Genomic DNA, 18,363 nt, shown 5'->3' with positions numbered 1-18,363 from the left:
CCCCGCGTGGGATCGGCGGCAATCACCGGGCCACTGGACAGCGGCCCGGACGCCGCCGACCCCGACCCCGAGCCCGAGCCCGCCCCCGAGGAGTCCAGCCCGACGGGCCCGATACCGGGTCCGTCGTCGCCCTGGGCCAGGGGGCGTTGGCGGCTGCTGTCCGGTGGGTGGCCTCGCGGGCGAACCCGGCCGCCGGTCCCGGCGACCTCCCCGGAACCCGCGCGCCGTACCCCCGCGCCGGAGGCGACCCGCAGGCTCCGGCTCCGGGCGCCCCGGGCGAGTCGGAGCAACGCCGTCCACGCCGGTGCCTGGTGGCTGTGGGCCCTCGGGCTCGCCACCGCCGCGTCCCGGACCACCAACCCACTCCTCCTCGGCCTCCTCGTCGGCGTCGCCGGATACGTCGTCGCCGCCCGCCGCACGGATGCCCCCTGGGCCCGCTCGTACGGCGCCTTCGTCAAGCTCGGCCTCGCCGTGCTCGTCGTCCGGCTGCTCTTCTCGGTCTTCCTCGGCTCCCCGATCCCGGGTACCCACACCCTGTTCACGCTGCCCGAAGTGCCGCTGCCCGACTGGGCGAAGGGCGTACGCATAGGTGGCCGGGTCGCGGCCGAGCAGTTGGTGTTCGCTCTGTACGACGGTGCCAAGCTGGCGACCCTGCTGATCTGCGTGGGCGCCGCGAATGCCCTCGCGAATCCGGCGCGGCTGCTCAAGTCGCTGCCGGGCGCCCTTTACGAGGTCGGCGTCGCCGTCGTCGTCGCCATGACGTTCGCGCCGAACATGGTCGCCGACGTCGTACGCCTGCGTACCGCCCGGCGTCTGCGCGGCCGCCCCACCGGCGGCATCAAGGCGATCGCGCAGATCGGACTGCCCGTCCTGGAGGGCGCGTTGGAGCGCTCCGTCGCGCTGGCCGCCTCGATGGACGCGCGCGGATACGGGCGCACTGCCCAGGTCCCGCCCGCCGTACGCAGGACGACGACCGTTCTCACCCTCGGCGGGCTCCTCGGGGTCTGCGCGGGTTCGTACGGACTCCTGGCCGCGGCGGGCGCGGCGTACGGCCTGCCGCTCCTGATCGCAGGGCTGCTCGCCGCACTCGCGGGCCTGCGGCTCGGCGGCCGCCGCTCGGTACGCACCCGCTACCGCCCCGACCGCTTCGGCCCGCGCTCCTGGCTGGTCGCGGGCTCCGGCGCGGCCGTCGCCGCGCTGCTGATCAGGGCGGGTACGTACGCACCGGAGGCGCTGCACCCCGGCGTCGTACCGCTGATCGCGCCGACGCTGCCGCTGTGGCCGGCCGCGAGCGTCCTGATCGGCCTGCTCCCCGCCTTCGTGGCCCCGCTCCCCTCGAAGGAGACCCCGTGATCCGCTTCGAAGACGTATCGGTGACGTACGGCGACGACGCCGACGCGCCCGCGATCCGCGGCGTCGATCTGACCGTCCCCGAAGGCGAGTTGGTGCTCCTCGTCGGCCCGTCCGGCGCCGGCAAGTCCACGCTGCTCGGCACCGTGTCCGGGCTCGTCCCGCACTTCACCGGCGGCACTCTGCGCGGCCGCGTCACCGTCGACGGCCGCGACACCCGCACCCACAAGCCCCGCGAACTCGCCGATCTCGTCGGCACGGTGGGCCAGGACCCGCTCGCCCACTTCGTCACCGACACCGTCGAGGACGAGCTGGCGTACGGCATGGAGTCGTTGGGCCTCGCACCCGAGGTGATGCGCCGCCGCGTCGAGGAGACCCTCGACCTGCTCGGCCTGGCCGAGCTGCGCGACCGCCCGATCGCCACGCTCTCCGGCGGTCAGCAGCAGCGGGTCGCGATCGGTTCGGTGCTCACGCCGCACCCGAAGGTCCTGGTGCTCGACGAGCCGACGTCCGCGCTGGACCCGGCTGCGGCGGAGGAGGTGCTGGCGGTGCTGCAGCGGCTGGTCCACGACCTGGGCACGACGGTCCTGATGGCCGAGCACCGCCTGGAGCGGGTCGTGCAGTACGCGGACCAGGTCCTGCTGCTGCCCGCGCCCGGGACACCGCCGGTGATCGGGTCGCCGGCGGAGATCATGGCGGTCTCGGCGGTGCATCCGCCGGTAGTGGCGCTGGGCCGGCTGGCGGGCTGGGACCCGCTGCCGCTGTCGGTACGGGATGCGCGGCGTCGGGCGGGTGCGTTGCGGGACCGCCTGGCGGATCTTTCCCCCGTGCCGCCCGTTCCCGTTACCGGGGCTCCGCCCCAGACCCGCCCCCTACGCCCTGCGGGCGTGGGGGGACCCCCAGTACGGACTTCGGCCGTGTCCTCAATCGCCGGACGGGCTGGATTTTTCCGTCCGGCGGGCGGCAAAATCCAGCCCCGCCGGCGATTGAGGCGCGGGGTCTGGGGCGGAGCCCCAGCAACGGCGCGGCGCAATACAGCCCCTGGGGGTCCCCCCGGACGAAGTCTGGGGGAGATTGAGGCGCGGGGTCCGGGGCGGAGCCCCGGCTCGGACGGGCCGCTCGCCGAAACGCGCGCGCTCGGCGTCCGCCGCGACCGCATCGAGGCCCTCTGCCACGTCACCCTCTGCGTCGCCCCCGGCGAGACCATCGCCCTGATGGGCCGCAACGGCGCCGGAAAGTCCACCCTCCTCGCCGCCCTCGTCGGCATGATCCAGCCCACCTCCGGCACCGTCCTCGTCGGCGGCCGCACCCCCCACCGCACCCACCCGCGCGAGCTGATCCGCCAGGTCGGCCTCGTCCCGCAGGAGCCGCGCGATCTGCTCTACGCGGACACGGTGGGCGCCGAGTGCGCGGCCGCGGACGCCGATGCGAACGCCGCCCCCGGCTCCTGCCGGGCCCTGGTCAGCGAGCTGCTGCCGGGCGTACCGGACGCGACCCACCCCCGCGACCTCTCCGAGGGGCAGCGCCTCGCGCTGGCGCTGGCAGTCGTGCTCACCGGCCGGCCCCCGCTGCTACTCCTCGACGAGCCGACCCGTGGTCTGGACTACGCGGCGAAGGCCCGCCTCGTCGGCATCCTCAAGGCCCTTGCCGCCGAAGGGCACGCCATCGTCCTGGCCACCCACGACGTGGAGCTGGTGGCCGAGCTCGCGCACCGGGTGGTGATCCTCGCCGACGGCGAGATCCTCGCGGACGGCCCGACCCCCGAGGTCGTCGTCTCCTCCCCCGCCTTCGCGCCGCAGGTCGCCAAGATCCTGGCCCCGCGGCAGTGGCTGACCGTCGCCCAGGTCCGGGAGGCGCTGTGACCACGCCGCAGGCCCGTGCCGTACGCCTCGGCCCCCGCTCCATCGCCGCCCTCGCCCTGATCAGCGCGATCGGCGTCATCGCCTTCGGCTGGCCGCTGCTCGCCGAGTGCGACTCCGGGCTCGCCCACTCGGCCGACGCTCCCTGGCTCTTCGCCGCGCTGCTCCCGCTCCTCGTGGCCGTCGTCGTCGCGACGATCGCCGACACCGGGATGGACGCCAAGGCCGTGGCGATGCTCGGCGTGCTGGCCGCGGTCGGGGCCGCCCTTCGCCCGCTCGGCGCGGGCACCGCGGGCCTGGAGCCCATGTTCTTCCTGATGGTGCTGAGCGGCCGGGTCCTCGGCCCGGGCTTCGGCTTCGTGCTCGGCTCGGTCACGATGTTCGCGTCCGCCCTGCTCACCGGTGGTGTGGGCCCGTGGATGCCGTTCCAGATGCTGTCCATGGGCTGGTTCACGATGGGCGCGGGACTCCTGCCGGGCCCGGACCGGCTGCGCGGCCGCGCGGAGCTGCTCATGCTCGGCGCGTACGGAGCCGTCGCCGCGTTCGCCTACGGCACCGTGATGAACCTCCAGGGCTGGACGTACATCGGCGGCCTCTCCTCCGGCGTCTCCTTCCACCCCGGCGATCCCGTCCACGAGAACCTGGTCCGCTTCCTCGCCTACTGCGCGGCGACCTCGTTCGGCTGGGACCTGGGCCGCGCGGTCCTCACCGTCGTACTGATCCTCACCATCGGTTCGACCCTCCTCAAGGCGCTGCGCCGAGCCACCCGACGCGCCAACTTCGAGGCACAGGTCACATTTCAGACCCCTGAGAGTGTCCCTCCGGGGTGAGACGCCCCACAGACCTTCGGCGTGTACGACGCGAAATAGTAGGCATGAGGAACCCGGACAAAACCACTCATCCACGCCCTGACCTGTACGAACAGTGCCTGTCAAGCCCCTGTGCGGTTCACCCCAGGTGCGAGCCCCACTAGTAACAAGGGTCGTTGCGGCGGCCAGAGCGGCTCGCTAAAACTGATCCAGTCGCAAGGCGCCCCGTGCTCGTCCCCGAGCTCATCGCGCCCTTCAGGCGGCCGGATTCCCCCTCGTGCAAACGAGATTCGGCATGCCGGCCCGACCGCCCTGCACCCGACGTTAGGTTTCTCTGTGTCTCGCTCGATCATCAGCCGCTTCGCCAACCGCCCGAAGTCGGCCCTTGTCGGCACCGCGCTCGTGGTGAGCTCCGCCGCCATGGTGCTCGGCGCCAACCCGGCCGGTGCCGCCGAGGCTCCCGCGGCACCCTCCGGCTCCCCCAAGGCGATCGCCCAGAAGATGATCGGTGACGCCACGCAGTTCGAGTGCTTCAGCAAGATCGTGTCGCACGAGAGCAACTGGGACGTGAACGCGGCCAACCCGTCCAGCGGTGCGTACGGCCTGGTCCAGGCGCTGCCGGGCGGCAAGATGGCCTCCGCTGGCGCGGACTGGAAGACCAACCCCAAGACGCAGATCAAGTGGGGTCTGGACTACATGAAGGAGCGCTACGGCAGCCCGTGCGGCGCGTGGGCGTCCTGGCAGGCGCAGGGCTGGTACTGATCCGGCCCACCCCCTGGGGCGGCTCCGCCCCAGACCCCGAACCAAGCCTCGCCGGCGATTGAGGCGCGGGGCCCGGGGGCGGAGCCCCGGCACACGGCTTACAGCCGCTGAATGATCGTGCCCGTCGCCAGCGCCCCACCCGCACACATCGTCACCAGCGCGAACTCCTTGTCCCTGCGCTCCAGTTCATGCAGCGCCGTCGTGATCAGCCGCGCCCCCGTCGCCCCCACCGGATGCCCGATCGCGATCGCGCCCCCGTTGACGTTGACCTTCTCCAGGTCCTGCTCGAAGACCTGCGCCCAGCTGAGCACCACCGACGCGAACGCTTCGTTGATCTCGACCAGGTCGATGTCCTTCAGCGACATCCCCACCTTGCCCAGCACCGCGCGCGTCGCGTCGATCGGGCCGTCCAGGTGATAGTGCGGGTCCGCCCCGACCAGCGCCTGCGCGACGATACGAGCCCGCGGCTTCAGCTTCAGCGCCCGCGCCATCCGCTTCGACGCCCACATGATCGCCGCCGAACCGTCCGAGATCTGTGACGAGTTCCCGGCCGTGTGCACCGCCGTCGGCATGACCGGCTTCAGCTTCGCCAGCGCCTCCATGCTCGTGTCCCGCAGCCCTTCGTCCCGGTCGACGAGCCGCCACATGCCCTGACCCGCGGCCTGCTCCTCCTCCGTCGTCGGCACCTGCACCGCGAACGTCTCGCGCTTGAAGCGCTCCTCCGCCCACGCCACCGCCGCCCGCTCCTGGGACAACAGTCCCAGCGAGTCGACCCGTTCGCGCGTGAGACCGCGGTTGCGCGCGATACGCTCCGCCGCCTCGAACTGGTTGGGCAGGTCCACATTCCACTCGTCGGGGAACGGTTTCCCCGGCCCGTGCTTGGACCCGCTCCCCAGCGGCACCCGAGACATGGCCTCGACCCCGCAGCTGATCCCGACGTCGATGACCCCGGCCGCGATCATGTTCGCGACCACGTGGCTCGCCTGCTGCGACGACCCGCACTGGCAGTCCACCGTCGTCGCCGCCGTCTCGTACGGCAGCCCCATCGCCAGCCACGCGTTCCGCGCAGGGTTCATGGACTGTTCGCCGGCGTGGGTGACCGTGCCGCCCACCACCTGCTCGACGCAGTCGGCGTGGATGCCGGTGCGGCCTAGGAGTTCACGGTAGGTCTCGCCCAGTGAATAGGCGGGGTGCAGATTGGCGAGCGCTCCTCCGCGCTTGCCGATGGGTGTGCGTACGGCTTCAACGATGACGGGTTCCGCGGCCATGAGCTCGTCCTCTCCTCACACAGCCGCTGAGCGTCCCGGCGCCCTGCGGCCGAACTAGTACGCGTTCTAGTTCTCTGTGCAGTCTCACGAGTGCTACCCCCGGTACGCAAGGGCCCTGCACGCCCTTGGCGCGACCCCTGGCCGCAACAGATACCGCCACGACCCTTGCCACTTATAGAACTCGTTACTACCTTTCGGTCAACTTCTGATGGGTAGTCAGACAAGTCGCCGCTGTCACCGACACCCCCGCCAGACCTGGAGTTGACCTTGAAGCTGCCGAAGGACTGCCCCCATCTGCCCGAAGGGTTCGACTTCACCGATCCCGACCTGCTCCAAGCCCGCATCCCCCACCCGGAATTCGCCCGGATGCGGCAGACCGCCCCGGTCTGGTGGTGCGCACAGCCCGCCGGCATCTCCGGCTTCCAGGACGAGGGCTACTGGGCCGTCACCCGGCACGCCGACGTCAAGCACGTCTCCACCCACCCCGAAGTGTTCTCCTCCAACACCAACACCGCCGTGATCCGCTTCAACGAGTCCATCAGCCGTGACCAGATCGAGGTCCAGAAGCTGATCATGCTCAACATGGACCCGCCCGAGCACACCCGCGTCCGCCAGATCGTGCAGCGCGGCTTCACTCCGCGCGCCGTCCGGTCCCTGGAGAACGCCCTCCGCTCGCGCGCCCGCAGCATCGTCGAGACCGCGCTCGCCGGCGCGAAGGACGACGGCAGCTTCGACTTCGTCACCAACATCGCCGTCGAACTCCCCCTCCAGGCCATCGCCGAACTCATCGGCGTACCGCAGGAGGACCGCGCCAAGATCTTCGACTGGTCCAACAAGATGGCGGCGTACGACGATCCCGAGTACGCGATCACCGAAGAGATCGGCGCCGAGGCGGCGATGGAGATCGTCTCGTACTCGATGAACCTGGCCGCCGCCCGCAAGGAGTGTCCGGCGAAGGACATCGTCAGCCAGTTGGTCGCTGCCGGGGACGAAGGCAACCTGTCCAACGACGAGTTCGGCTTCTTCGTGATCCTGCTCGCGGTCGCGGGCAATGAGACGACGCGTAACGCCATCAGCCACGGCATGCACGCGTTTCTCACGCACCCCGAGCAGTGGGAGCTCTACAAACGGGACCGGCCGGAGACCGCGGCGGAGGAGATCGTGCGCTGGGCGACGCCGGTCGTCTCCTTCCAGCGCACCGCGACCCAGGACGTGGAACTCGGCGGTCAGCAGATCAAGAAGGGCGACCGGGTCGGCCTCTTCTACTCATCCGCCAACAACGATCCCGAAGTCTTCGAAGCGCCCGAGCAGTTCAACATCACCCGCGACCCGAACCCCCACCTCGGCTTCGGCGGCGGAGGCCCGCACTTCTGCCTCGGCAAGTCCCTCGCGGTGATGGAGATCAACCTGATCTTCAACGCGATAGCCGACGTCCTGCCCGACCTGCGCCTCTCGGGCGACCCGCGCCGGCTGCGCTCGGCCTGGCTGAACGGCATCAAGGAACTCCAGGTCACGCACGGCTGACCTGCGATGCCGTGGGAGGCGGGGGCCAACCCACCCACGCCCGGCTCCTGCCTCCCGCCGGGACGTCGGCCAGAGGGGCTTCTACTTGGGCGCCACCCGGCAGGCGGACACCGCGGTCCCGTCGGTCACGCCGCCCGCGGTCAGGCCGGACACGCACTCGTCGTGGCCGCCGCTCAGTCCGACGTAACACGCCATCCGGACGGAGTCCGGGGCGTACCTGCTCTCCGGGATCGTCGCGCGGCCCGGGAGCCTGAGTGTTGCCGGATCCGCGTGGGAACGGCGCCGAGCGCACGCGGGCCCGCGCGCAACCACTGGCCCCGGCTCGGCTGGGTTTCCCTCCCCCCTTCGACGCTGGATCAGCCCCCGCCCCCCGCACCCGCTACGCCTTCCGCGCGGACGTCCAGCCCTGGCGGCGGAGGCTTTCGAAGCCGTCCAGGAGGAGGTCCAGGGCGAATTCGAACTCGAACTGGTCGTCGCAGCCGCCACCGACCGTGGAGCCCCCGTCGTGTGCGGCCGTCGCGGCCAGTTCCGCGATGTGCGGGTAGCGCGCCGCCAGCCCGGGGTCCGGCGGGCCGGAGGGGCCCGAGGTGTCGAACAGTTCCTGGCTGAAGCCGAGCAGGCGGCTGCCCATCGCGTGCATGACGTGGTGCGTGAGGTCGGCGGAGAGGCCGCCGTCCCGGAAGCTCCCGGCCATCGAGTCCAGGTACGCCAGCACGGCCGGGGTGGGGCCGGTCCGCGACTCGATGACCCGGGCCGCCCAGGGGTGGCGCAGCAGGACCCGCCGCGCCGAGAGGATCCGCCCGCGGACCACGCGCTGCCAGTCGGGGCCCGCGGCCGGCGGGTCGATCTCGCCGACGACGGCGTCGGCCATGCCGTCGAGCAGTTCCTCCTTGTTGGCCACGTGCTTGTAGAGGGCCATCGGTACGACGTCCAGCTCCTGCGCGAGCCTGCGCATGCTGAGCGCGTCGATGCCGGTGGCGTCGGCGAGCGCGACGGCGGCGCGCAGGACGCGGTCCCTGTTCAGGGGGATCCGTTGCGTGTGCCTGGCTTCCTGCCGGGTCATTCCGGTTCGGCCCCTTCCGCCCTCGACAGCACCCTCTCCTTGACGAGTGTACGCCGTACACCTATGGTGCTGCCAGGTGTACGGCGTACACCACCACCGAGCGAGGGGTACGAGAAGATGAGTCCGGACCGGAGAACCGCGGTGGCCGCCGGGTCGCTGTTCCTGCTGACCGAGGCCGCCGCGATAGCCGGGGCGGTTCTGTACCACCCCCTGCTGAGCGCGGCGGACGGCCGGCTCGCGCAGGGCGCCGACACGCGGGCGCTGCTCGGGGTGCTCTGCGAGGTGGTGCTGGTGGTGGCGGTGGCCGGTAGCGGGGCGGCGCTGTTCCCCGTCCTGCGGCGCCACGGCGAGGGGCTCGCGCTCGGGTACGCCTTCGGGCGGCTGCTGGAGGCGGCCGTCATCGCCCTCGGGATCGTCGCCGTCCTGGCGCTCGTCACCCTGCGGCGGGACGCGGGGGCGGCGGCCGGCGCCGACGTCGCGCTGGCGGCCGTGCACGACTGGACGTTCCTGCTCGGGCCCAACATCGCCCTCGGCCTGAACACCGTCCTGCTTGCGTACCTGGCGTACCGCGCCCGGCTCGTGCCGCGCTTCATCGCCGTGCTCGGGCTGGTCGGCGGGCCGCTGATCTGCGCCTCGGCCGTCGCCGTGATGTTCGGGGCCTACGCGCAGCTCTCCGTGGCGGGGTCGGCCGCCGCGCTCCCGGTGTTCGCCTGGGAGCTGGGGCTGGCAGGGTGGCTGATCGTCAGGGGGTTCGGGCCCGGCTCAGGCGCCGCGTCCCGGGCAGACGGAGAAGTGGCTGATCCGGCAGGTGTCCGTCCGTGAGGCCGACCCGAGCTTGATGGCGGTGCCGTCCGGGGCGACGCGCCGGCGCTGCCCGGCCGGGACCGTGTGGGTGGGGTGTGGCGGCGACGGCGTTGCGGAGCTTCATGCGGGGATGAACTCGCCCTGGGCGGCGGCGGACACGAAGGCCGCGAAGGATGCGGGGGCGAGGGTGAGGGCGGGGCCGGAAGGATTCTTCGAGTCGCGTACGGCGACGGTGTGGGGGGTCTCGGCGATCTCGACGCATTCGCCGCCGGTGCTGCCGCTGTAGCTGGACTTACGCCAGGCGGCGCCGTTGAGGGGGGCGCACTCCACGCAGGAGCCTCCCTGGTCACCGCTGTAGCTCGACTTACGCCATTGTGTGCTGCTCCCCATAGCGTTCCTCCATGACATCCCGGATCAGCTCCGCCGAGTCCTTGATGGACATGGCTGCGGCTTGGAGGTGATCGTAACGGAGCGAACAGTCCCTGACTGTCTCAGGGTTGGCGGTCGGGTGCCCCATTCCATAGCCCTCTGTGTAGACGATGGCCGGGTCGCCCGGGAAGTGGAAGAGGTCGAACGAACCCTGTAGCCCAGCGTGGGCTCCGGCCCGGTACGGGAGCACCTGGATGTTGACCCTCGGATCCTTCTCCGAGGTCAACAGATGGACCAGTTGGCCTCGCATGGTCTCCCGGCCGCCGATCTCCTGGTGTAGCACCGCCTCGCCGAGAATCGCCCACAGCACCGGTGGCTCGTCCTTTCCCAGGATGCGCTGCCGCGCCAACCTGACAGCTGTTCGATCCTCCAGGTTGCTCCGGTCCATGGAGCCGAGTACCGCCCTCGCGTACGCCTCCGTCTGCAGCAGCCCGTGCACCAAGTGCGTATGGAACGTGCAGATCTCCGTGGCCCGTGCCTCCAGCTCAGCGATCTGCTGAAACCACGCGGGGAGTTGACTGCGCAGCACCAGGCCCAGTAGCCGCGAGAGCATCCCGTCGGTCTCCAGCGCAACATCCACCCGCTCGCTGAACTCCACCGTCGGCAGCTTCCGCGCCGTCTCGATCTGGCCGACCAGCGACCCCGTGTAGTTGATGATCCCGCCGAGCTGCTTCTGCGTAAGCCCCGCCGCCTCGCGGTACCGCCGCAGCTCGTACCCGTAGTAGTCCAGCGGCGACGCGCTCGGGTCGAGGACGTTGATGTGGGTCACGGCGGGCATCCCCTCGTTCAACTCCGCCAACGGCAGGGCACGTTGTATCCGGCCCGTAGCCGAGAGTAGTCAACGCACTCCACGCTCGTACCGTGAACGAAGAACTTTCCCAGTACGGCATGCGCTTCACCGTCGGCGAGCACTCCGCGCGGCACGTCCGGCGGATCGTCCGCAGCTACCTCGGGGTGTGGGGCATGCCAGAACTCAGCGACGCCGCCGAGCTGGCCGTGACCGAGTTGCTCGCCAATGTCGTACGCCATGTGCCCGGCCGGCACTGCGGGTTGCTGATCCTGCGGTATCCGGGAGGCCTGCGGGTCGAGGTCTCCGACCGCGCGCCCGGGCTGCCACTGGCCCGCGACGCGGGCGGGGACGAGGAGTCGGGCAGAGGGCTTGCTCTGCTGGATGCCGTGGTGGACAAGTGGGGCGTGGAGACAAGACCCGGGCCGGGCAAAACGGTGTGGTTCGAGCTGGCCCGGTAGTTGATCGTCCGCGCAGAGGGTGATTGCAGCCGAGTCGTAATGAGGTGGCGGTCGTCGGCGACCTGGTGTTTGGATGCCCGCGTGACTTCTGTGGATCTTGATCGCCCTGACCGGGTACTTCTGGACCGACTTGAGAGGTACTACGACGCGGTGCCACGCCATGGTGCCCGTGTCGAGGACTTCGGGCCGCTGACTCTGTTCGTGCGGGAAGGTCAGGGGTGGCCGTTCTACGCACGTCCGGCTCGGGGATGGTCCGGTGCGGTGACTGCCGCCGATGTGGCCCGAGTTCGCGCCCGGCAGCGTGAACTCGGGATTCCGGAGAGTTTCGAGTGGGTCGCCGAGACCACGACTGCGCTCCGGGCCGCGATCGAGGGCTCGGGGCTTGTGGTTCACGAGCACCCCTTGATGGTGCTTGACCCGGGCGCGCCGGTGCCCGCTGCGGACGAGTTGTCCGGCGGCTCGTCGGTGCGGACCATAGGTCCGGACGATCCGGCGCTGGCGAGCGCACTGGCCGTGCCGCATCTTGCCTTCGCGGAGCCCGGAACCGGTGTCGGCCTGGCGGGAGTCACCGAACTGGCGGAAGCCGTACGTGCCCGAGCAGGCGACGGGTCGGTGGGCCGCACGGTGGCGCGGATCGGGGCGGGTCTGACTTCGGTTGCAGCAGCGGTGGAAGGCGGGGCGGCGTTGTGCGCGGGCCAGCATCAGCCGGTCGGAGCGGTCAGCGAGATCGTCGGTGTCGGGACACTGCCCAGCGCACGCCGTCGTGGTCTTGGGCTCGCGGTCACCGCGGCGCTGGTGGCCGACGCCCGATCGCGAGGCGTGGAGACCGTCTTCTTGTCGGCAGGCGACGATGACGTCGCCCGGATCTATGCCCGCGTCGGCTTCCGACGCGTCGCCACCGCGCTGATCGCCGAGCCAGCCGAGTAGACGAATCGGCCCTCCAGAGACTCGGCCCGTGGCAACGGCAGCAATGTGGTGGTCGGGGCCTCGTTGACTGTCAGGGTCCGGACGCGGCCGTTCCATGGTCCGGCGGCCGGACCTCTGCACGCCCGGAGGTGACCGCCACCAACTGCCGCGCGGGGCGGGCCGGGCCCGAGTGGCGGAACCGGCGGTCCGGGCGGATGCTGGCTTGAACGCGGCGATCCAACCCAGGGGGTGCGGGCACAACCCGTACCCCCTGGGGCGCGCGTTCCTACTTGGGCACGGCCGGGACCGGGACTGCGGACTCCGTCCGCGCGGGCGGGATCGCGCCCTTGGGTACCAGCAGATCGCGCCGGCCGGCCAGTACGTACGTGAGGCCGAAGCCCGCGCCCACCACGGCCGCGCCGCCCGCCGCGTCGAGTACCCAGTGGTTCGCCGTGGCAACGATCGCGCAGACGGTGAAGAGCGGGTGGAGCAGGCCGAGGAGCTTCATCCACAGCTTGGGCGCGATGACGAGGACGACCAGACCGCACCAGAGGGACCAGCCGAAGTGCAGCGAGGGCATGGCCGCGTACTGGTTGGTGACGGCGGTCATCGCGCCGTAGTCGGGGTTGGCGAGATCCTGCGGGCCGTGGACCGTGTCGATGAAGTCCATGCCGGGCATCAGGCGCGGCGGGGCCAGCGGGTAGAGCCAGAAGCCGAGGAGCGCGAGGACCGTGGCGAAGGCGAGCGAGGAGCGCGCCCAGCGGTAGTCGGCGGGGCGGCGGACGTAGAGGACGCCGAGGATGGCCAGCGGGACCACGAAGTGGAAGGACGTGTAGTAGAAGTTGAAGAAGGCCTCGGCCCACTTCGCGTTCACCACCGCGTGGTTGACCCAGTGCTCGATGTCGAGGCCGAGGGCCTGCTCCATGGAGATGATCTGGCGGCCGTGTTCCTCGGCCGCTGTGACGCCGCCGGTCGCGGCGGCGCGTATGTGCGAGTAGACGGAGTAGCCGACCCGGATCACGAGGAGTTCGAGGAGCAGGTTGGGTCGGCTGAGGACGCGCCGCCAGAAGGGCAGCAGCGGAACCAGGGCCCAGCGGGCCGGGGCGGGCGTCGCGTAATCGGTGGGGACCGGCCGGCGGAAGTACGGCGAGGTGCGCGGCAGGAAGGGCACCGCGCAGGCCGCGGCGAGGGCGGCGATGAGCAGGACATTGTCGCGTACGGGGTGGAGCACCGCCATGTTGGGCAGCAGCATCCTCCCGGGCAGGGTCATCGCCAGGATGATCAGGACCGGCCAGAGCATGCGGTCGGAGGCGCGCTTTCCGACGCGGCCGGCGACGGCGAGGAGCACCCACAGGAGCTGGTGCTGCCAGGCGGTGGGCGAGACCGCGACGGCGACGCAACCGGTGAGGGCGACGGCGAGGAGGAGCTGGCCGTCCTCGGCGTACCGGACGGCGCGGCGCAGGCCGAACCAGCAGACGACCGCGGCGAGGGCGACGTACAGGGCTATCTCGAGCGGGCCCTGGAGGCCGAAGCGGAGCAACGCTCCGTGCAGGGACTGGTTGGCGAGGCTGTCCGGGCGGGCGCCGAGGCCCGCGCCCGCGGCATGGTGCACCCAGTAGGCCCACGAGTCGCCGGGCATCGCGGCCCAGGCGAGCGCCGAGAGGGCGGCGAAGGTGCCGGCCGAGGTGACGGCGGCGTTTTTGCGGCCGGTGAACCAGAGCAGCGGCGCGAAGAGGAGGACGGTGGGCTGAAGGGCCGCGCCGAGGCCTATCAGTACGCCCGAGGATCTCTCCCCGCGCACGGCGAAGCAGCCGAGAAGGACGAGCAGGACCGGGATGATGCTGGTCTGGCCGAGATAGAAGCTGTTGCGTACGGGCAGCGACAGCATCAGCAGGCTGATGGCGATGGGAGCGGCGAGCAGGCCGCTGCGGCGCGAGACCGGGCCGGGCAGGGCTCGGGCGACGACCAGGCCGATGCCGACGACGAGCAGGAGCGTGCCGAAGGTCCAGGCGACGCCGAGGCTTTGCTCCGCGGAGCGGGCCAGTGGTTTGAGCACGAGTCCGGCGAAGGGCGTACCGGTGAACTTGTCGGTGTCGTACAGCGAGCCCTTCACATGCAGGACGCCGTTCTCGCCGATCCAGGTCTCCAGGTCGGTCAGCCGCTCCCCGGGCGGCTGCCGGAGCACCGCCGCCGTCTGTCGTATCGCGAGTACGGCGGCCACAAGCCACAGGGCGGCCCTGGCCGCGCCCATCCTGGTGTCCGTCGTCGCGCTCCCCCGCACGCTGTGCTCCGCGTTCGCCACGTCGCGCCGCGCCTCCCCTACGTTCCGCGTTCCTGGTTCATAGAGCCTCGCATTGCTCCATGAAGGAGACTCAGGCAACCCCCTCTTAGCCTGACTGTCACCCCGTTTTGGCTGAATATCTTTCGGGAGTGCGCCGGAACTGCGAGATCCGGCGCGTACGGGCACGGCAGCGCGGGCCGGTTCAGCCGCCGCCGATTCACCTGCCGCCGCCCCGTCGGCTCAAATAGGTTGGGGCGTATGACCCAGGAACAGTTCCAGGACCGGTGGACCGCCGTCGACAGCTATCTCACCGACCACCTCGCGCCCGCCGACGAAGCTCTGAACGCAGCCCTCGCGGCGAGCGACGCAGCCGGCCTCCCGCCCATCCAGGTCACGCCGAACCAGGGCAAACTGCTGTCTCTGCTGGCACAGATGCAGGGCGCGCGCACGATCCTCGAAATCGGGACGCTGGGCGGCTACAGCACGATCTGGCTGGCCAGGGCGCTGCCCGAGAACGGCCGGCTGATCTCCCTCGAATACAACCCGGTCCACGCGGAGGTGGCCCGCGCGAACCTCGCCCGTGCCGGCCTCGACAAGATCGCCGAGGTCAGGACGGGGGCGGCGCTTCAGACGCTGCCGGAGCTGGCGACGGAGCCGGGCGCGGGCACGTTCGACCTGGTCTTCATCGACGCGGACAAGCAGAACAACCCGAGTTACGTGGAGTGGGCGCTGAAGCTCAGCCGGCCCGGCAGCGTGATCATCGTCGACAACGCGATCCGGGGCGGCACGGTGCTGGACGCCGACAGCACGGACCCGGCGATCGTCGGCACCCGGCAGATGTACGAACTGCTTGCGCGGGAGCCACGGCTGGACGCGACGGCGGTCCAGACGGTGGGCGCGAAGGGGTACGACGGGTTCCTGCTGGCGCGCGTGGTGGCCTGAGAGCGCGTCGTGGCCCGAGAGCGCGTCATAGCCCGAGGGGCCGCGGGCGGACGTACGCGGTACGGCAGGATGGGACGCATGAGCATCGTGAAGATCAACGTCCTGACCGTTCCCGAGGAGCAGCGCGAGGTGCTGGAGAAGCGCTTCGCGGCCCGCGCGGGCTCGGTGGAGAACTCCGACGGCTTCGAGTGGTTCGAGCTGCTGCGCCCGCTCGAAGGCACCGACCAGTACCTCGTCTACACGCGCTGGGCCGACGAGGCGTCGTTCCAGGCCTGGATGGAGGGCTCGATGCGGGCCTCGCACGGGGGCGGAGGCGGCGAGGCCGGCGAGCGTCCCAAGCCCGCCGCCACCGGGTCGACGCTGTGGTCCTTCGAGGTCGTCCAGCAGGCCGCCCCGAAGGCGTAAGTGCGCACTGAGCGCGGGAAAATCGCTGGCCGCCGGGGCTGGCCGTCCGGTACAGAGACCGGCATGACGACCTGGACCCTGGCCCCCGAAGCCTTCGACTCCCCCGACGCGAACGCCCTGCGCCGTGAGTACTACGACGAGGTCGCGAGCCGCTACTGGAAGCGGCCCGCGACCCCCCAGGAGATCGACGAGGGGCTCGCCGGGGACGGTGTCGAGCAACTCACGCCGCCCACCGGTCAGTTCGTCGTCGGTCGGTACGGGGGCAAGGCCGCGGCCTGCGGCGGCATCCTGATGCTGGACGCCGAGCGCGCCGAACTCACGCGGGTGTATCTGCGGCCGGCCCTGCGCGGCAGGAAGGGCGCCGGGCTGCTGCTGCGGACCCTTCAGGAGGAGGCCCGCGGGCTCGGCGCGCGGCGGATGGTCCTCAATACGCGGCTCGATCTGATCGAGGCACGCACGCTGTACGTCCGGCACGGCTACGCCGAGATCCCGGCGTACTGCTCGGGTCCGTACATGGACATCTGGTACGGCAAGGAGCTGTGAGGCGCAGCGGCGTTCAGGCCGCGTGGTCGCGCTTGGGCTGCGGGCCCTGCGGCCGCTCCTGGTCCGAGCCACACAGCTCCGCGGTCAACTCCTCGACCAGTTTCACCAGATCGGTGGGCCGCTCCGGGGCCCACCAGTCGCCGAGCAGCTCCGCCAGCGAGTCCTCCCGGGCCTTTGCCAGCCGTACAGCCGCCTGCAGGCCCGGGTCGGTGAGCATCAGATCCAGGCCTTCGCGGCGGGCGAGGCCGCGTTCCTCCAGCTGGCGGGCGGCCTCGGTGATGACGCGCAGGGGCACGATCGTGTTGTCGGCGAGCAGTGCGGGCTCGACGATGCCGTGGCGGCGGATGCGCAGCAGCAGCCAACTGGACGCGGGCAGCAGGTCGTACCCCGCCCGCTCGGTGATCTTCTCGTAGATCTTGCGTTGTCCCTCGCGCGAGCCGAGCACCGACAGGGCCCGCGCCACCTCCTCGTGGGAGGAGCGCAGAACCGGGTTGGTCGCCAGGGTCTCGCTGGAATCGGGCGCCGTGACCGAGCCGCGCAGCCTGTCCTCCTTGAGGAACCAGGCGACGACGAAGGCGAGGAGGACCACGGGCACGGCGTACAGGAAGACGTCGGTGATGGCCAAGGAGTAGGCGTGGAGCACCGACGGGCGCAGCGCGGGCGGCAGTTCGGCGATCGAGCGCGGGTCTGCGGCCAGCTGCCCGGCGCCGACGCCGGAGGGCACGGACCGTCCCGCCAGCGCCTCGGTCAGCTTGTCCTCCAGCCGGTTGGTGAAGATCGTGCCGAAGATGGCGACGCCGAACGCGGCTCCGATGGAGCGGAAGAACGTCGCCCCCGAGGTGGCGACGCCCAGGTCCTCGTAGCTGACGGCGTTCTGGACGACGATTACGAGCACCTGCATGACCAGGCCGAGACCGGCGCCGAAGACGAACAAGTACGCGCTCATCTCCCAGGTGGAGCTGGACTCGTCGAGCCGGTGGAGCAGCACCAGGCCCACGGCCGTGATGCCGGTGCCCGCGATGGGGAAGACCTTCCAGCGTCCGGTGCGGCTGACGAGCTGGCCGGACAGGGTGGAGGTGAGCAGCATGCCGAGCACCATCGGCAGCAGGTGCACACCGGACAAGGTCGGTGAGATGCCGTGCACGACCTGCAGGAACGTCGGCAGATAGGTGATCGCCCCGAACATCGCGAACCCGACGACGAAGCTGATGACGGCGACGAGGGTGAAGGTGCGGATCCGGAACAGCTTGAGCGGCAGCACCGGTTCGACGGCGCGCCGCTCGACGTACACGAAAACGACGAGGAGTACGGCGCCCAGTACGGCAAGGCCGATGATCTGCGGCGAGCCCCAGGCCCAGGTGGTGCCGCCGAGGGAGGCGACAAGGACCAGGCAGGTGGCGACGGAGGCGATGAGGAAGGTGCCGAGGTAGTCGATGGTGTGCGGGGTCCGGCGGGCCGGGATGCGCAGTACGGCGGCGATGACCAGCAGCGCGACGACGCCTATGGGGAGGTTTATGTAGAACACCCAGCGCCAGGTGAGGTGTTCGGTGAAGAAGCCGCCGAGCAGCGGGCCGAGGACGCTGCTCGCGCCGAAGACCGCGCCGAACAGGCCCTGGTACTTTCCGCGTTCGCGCGGCGAGACGATGTCTCCGACGATCGCCATGGACAGCACCAAGAGGCCGCCGCCGCCCAGGCCCTGGAGCGCGCGAAAGCCGATGAGCTGCGGCATGTTCTGGGCGACGCCGCACAGCGCGGAGCCGATCAGGAAGATGACGATGGCGGTCTGGAAGAGCTTTTTGCGGCCGTACTGGTCGCCGAGCTTGCCCCACAGAGGGGTGGCCGCGGTCGAGGCGAGCAAGTACGCGGTGACGACCCAGGACAGATGGTTCAGGCCGCCGAGTTCGCTGACGATGGTCGGCAGGGCGGTTGACACGATGGTCTGGTCGAGGGAGGCGAGCAGCAGGCCGAGCAGAAGTGCGCCGATGGCGGCCAGGACGGCCCGGCGGCTCTGGCCCTCGCCCGGGGCCGGATACACGGCGGGAGTGCTCACTTCCTGAGCCATACGGTTCTCCTCGGTTCCGCGGCCCTTCATCACTCTCCTCCCCATCCTGGGCGGTGTGACCGGGTACGGCCTGCCGAACGGGCGGTGCGGAGGTCCGGGCGGCGTTGG

At 70.9% G+C, this 18,363-nt stretch carries 17 protein-coding genes; 11 read left to right on the top strand and 6 right to left on the bottom strand.

All coding sequences use genetic code 11. The features are described from left to right. Positions 1-153: 153 nt before the first annotated feature. The 4 genes from J7E87_RS15520 (at position 154) to J7E87_RS15505 (ending at position 4,780) form a co-directional block, all read left to right on the top strand. Complete coding sequence (locus tag J7E87_RS15520) at positions 154-1,353, top strand: energy-coupling factor transporter transmembrane protein EcfT (RefSeq protein ID WP_251017505.1); 1,200 nt, start codon at positions 154-156, stop codon at positions 1,351-1,353. Continuing rightward, positions 1,350-3,212, top strand: a complete 1,863-nt coding sequence (locus J7E87_RS15515) for an ABC transporter ATP-binding protein (RefSeq protein WP_215094199.1) — start codon at positions 1,350-1,352, stop codon at positions 3,210-3,212. The genes J7E87_RS15520 and J7E87_RS15515 overlap by 4 nt, the downstream gene beginning before the upstream one ends. Beyond that, entirely contained in the window at positions 3,209-4,039 is an 831-nt protein-coding gene (locus J7E87_RS15510) for an ECF transporter S component (RefSeq protein ID WP_215094197.1), read from the top strand. The genes J7E87_RS15515 and J7E87_RS15510 overlap by 4 nt, the downstream gene beginning before the upstream one ends. Positions 4,040-4,354: 315 nt before the next feature. Beyond that, entirely contained in the window at positions 4,355-4,780 is a 426-nt protein-coding gene (locus tag J7E87_RS15505) for a transglycosylase SLT domain-containing protein (RefSeq protein WP_308312945.1), read from the top strand. 98 nt (positions 4,781-4,878) lie between these two features. Here the strand turns inward: J7E87_RS15505 and J7E87_RS15500 are convergent, their stop codons facing one another. After that, complete coding sequence (locus tag J7E87_RS15500; protein ID WP_215094195.1) at positions 4,879-6,048, bottom strand: steroid 3-ketoacyl-CoA thiolase; 1,170 nt, start codon at positions 6,046-6,048, stop codon at positions 4,879-4,881. 267 nt (positions 6,049-6,315) lie between these two features. Between J7E87_RS15500 and J7E87_RS15495 the strand changes: the two genes are divergently transcribed. Next, entirely contained in the window at positions 6,316-7,572 is a 1,257-nt protein-coding gene (locus tag J7E87_RS15495) for a cytochrome P450 (RefSeq protein WP_285427336.1), read from the top strand. Positions 7,573-7,951: 379 nt separating this feature from the next. On the opposite strand, the gene J7E87_RS15490 is transcribed toward J7E87_RS15495, so the two are convergent. Beyond that, positions 7,952-8,635 (bottom strand): TetR/AcrR family transcriptional regulator C-terminal domain-containing protein, encoded by a 684-nt coding sequence (locus tag J7E87_RS15490; RefSeq protein WP_215094193.1) that lies wholly within the window; start codon positions 8,633-8,635, stop codon positions 7,952-7,954. A gap of 63 nt (positions 8,636-8,698) precedes the next feature. Between J7E87_RS15490 and J7E87_RS15485 the strand changes: the two genes are divergently transcribed. Next, positions 8,699-9,457, top strand: coding sequence for a DUF4386 domain-containing protein (locus tag J7E87_RS15485; RefSeq protein ID WP_251017473.1), 759 nt, complete (start codon positions 8,699-8,701; stop codon positions 9,455-9,457). A 102-nt stretch (positions 9,458-9,559) separates the two neighbouring features. On the opposite strand, the gene J7E87_RS15480 is transcribed toward J7E87_RS15485, so the two are convergent. Beyond that, positions 9,560-9,829: a DUF397 domain-containing protein gene (locus tag J7E87_RS15480; RefSeq protein WP_215094191.1), complete on the bottom strand. Its 270-nt coding sequence runs from the start codon at positions 9,827-9,829 to the stop codon at positions 9,560-9,562. Further along, positions 9,804-10,637, bottom strand: a complete 834-nt coding sequence (locus J7E87_RS15475) for a helix-turn-helix transcriptional regulator (RefSeq protein WP_215094189.1) — start codon at positions 10,635-10,637, stop codon at positions 9,804-9,806. Before J7E87_RS15475 ends, J7E87_RS15480 begins: the two co-directional genes overlap by 26 nt. 119 nt (positions 10,638-10,756) lie before the next feature. On the opposite strand from J7E87_RS15475, the gene J7E87_RS15470 reads away from it, so the two are divergent. Then, the gene (locus J7E87_RS15470; RefSeq protein ID WP_215094255.1) at positions 10,757-11,116 is read left to right on the top strand and encodes an ATP-binding protein; all 360 of its coding nucleotides are present in this window, start codon (positions 10,757-10,759) and stop codon (positions 11,114-11,116) included. A 261-nt stretch (positions 11,117-11,377) separates the two neighbouring features. Next, positions 11,378-12,043, top strand: coding sequence for a GNAT family N-acetyltransferase (locus J7E87_RS15465; protein ID WP_308312944.1), 666 nt, complete (start codon positions 11,378-11,380; stop codon positions 12,041-12,043). A 265-nt stretch (positions 12,044-12,308) separates the two neighbouring features. On the opposite strand, the gene J7E87_RS15460 is transcribed toward J7E87_RS15465, so the two are convergent. Beyond that, positions 12,309-14,324 carry a bifunctional glycosyltransferase 87/phosphatase PAP2 family protein gene (locus J7E87_RS15460; RefSeq protein WP_215094185.1) on the bottom strand — a complete coding sequence of 672 codons (2,016 nt, stop codon included), beginning with the start codon at positions 14,322-14,324 and terminating at the stop codon, positions 12,309-12,311. Between the two features lie 237 nt (positions 14,325-14,561). Here J7E87_RS15460 and J7E87_RS15455 point away from each other — a divergent pair, with 237 nt between their 5' ends. From J7E87_RS15455 to J7E87_RS15445, 3 genes are all read left to right on the top strand, one after another. Continuing rightward, a complete protein-coding gene (locus J7E87_RS15455; RefSeq protein ID WP_215094183.1) occupies positions 14,562-15,245 on the top strand; it encodes an O-methyltransferase in 684 nt (227 codons plus the stop codon). Between the two features lie 78 nt (positions 15,246-15,323). Beyond that, positions 15,324-15,650, top strand: coding sequence for an antibiotic biosynthesis monooxygenase (locus J7E87_RS15450; RefSeq protein ID WP_215094181.1), 327 nt, complete (start codon positions 15,324-15,326; stop codon positions 15,648-15,650). Between the two features lie 63 nt (positions 15,651-15,713). Then, on the top strand, positions 15,714-16,193 hold the full coding sequence (locus J7E87_RS15445) for a GNAT family N-acetyltransferase (protein ID WP_215094178.1): 480 nt from the start codon (positions 15,714-15,716) through the stop codon (positions 16,191-16,193). Positions 16,194-16,206: 13 nt separating this feature from the next. Here the strand turns inward: J7E87_RS15445 and J7E87_RS15440 are convergent, their stop codons facing one another. Then, positions 16,207-18,255: an MFS transporter gene (locus J7E87_RS15440; RefSeq protein WP_215094176.1), complete on the bottom strand. Its 2,049-nt coding sequence runs from the start codon at positions 18,253-18,255 to the stop codon at positions 16,207-16,209. Positions 18,256-18,363: the final 108 nt, after the last annotated feature.

It is taken from the genome of Streptomyces sp. ISL-1, assembly GCF_018614585.1.
Lineage (GTDB): Bacteria > Actinomycetota > Actinomycetes > Streptomycetales > Streptomycetaceae > Streptomyces > Streptomyces maoxianensis.
The sequence above is the reverse complement of the archived record's forward strand: the minus strand, read 5'-3'. Positions and strand labels throughout refer to the sequence as shown.

Bases quoted from the DNA above. Each gene is read 5' to 3' on its own strand.
- J7E87_RS15500 (WP_215094195.1), bottom strand. From the start codon at position 6,048: ATGGCCGCGGAACCCGTCATCGTTGAAGCCGTACGCACACCCATCGGC.
- J7E87_RS15490 (WP_215094193.1), bottom strand. From the start codon at position 8,635: ATGACCCGGCAGGAAGCCAGGCACACGCAACGGATCCCCCTGAACAGG.
- J7E87_RS15485 (WP_251017473.1), top strand. From the start codon at position 8,699: ATGGTGCTGCCAGGTGTACGGCGTACACCACCACCGAGCGAGGGGTAC.
- J7E87_RS15480 (WP_215094191.1), bottom strand. From the start codon at position 9,829: ATGGGGAGCAGCACACAATGGCGTAAGTCGAGCTACAGCGGTGACCAG.
- J7E87_RS15470 (WP_215094255.1), top strand. From the start codon at position 10,757: ATGCGCTTCACCGTCGGCGAGCACTCCGCGCGGCACGTCCGGCGGATC.
- J7E87_RS15455 (WP_215094183.1), top strand. From the start codon at position 14,562: ATGACCCAGGAACAGTTCCAGGACCGGTGGACCGCCGTCGACAGCTAT.
- J7E87_RS15450 (WP_215094181.1), top strand. From the start codon at position 15,324: ATGAGCATCGTGAAGATCAACGTCCTGACCGTTCCCGAGGAGCAGCGC.
- J7E87_RS15445 (WP_215094178.1), top strand. From the start codon at position 15,714: ATGACGACCTGGACCCTGGCCCCCGAAGCCTTCGACTCCCCCGACGCG.
- J7E87_RS15440 (WP_215094176.1), bottom strand. From the start codon at position 18,255: ATGGCTCAGGAAGTGAGCACTCCCGCCGTGTATCCGGCCCCGGGCGAG.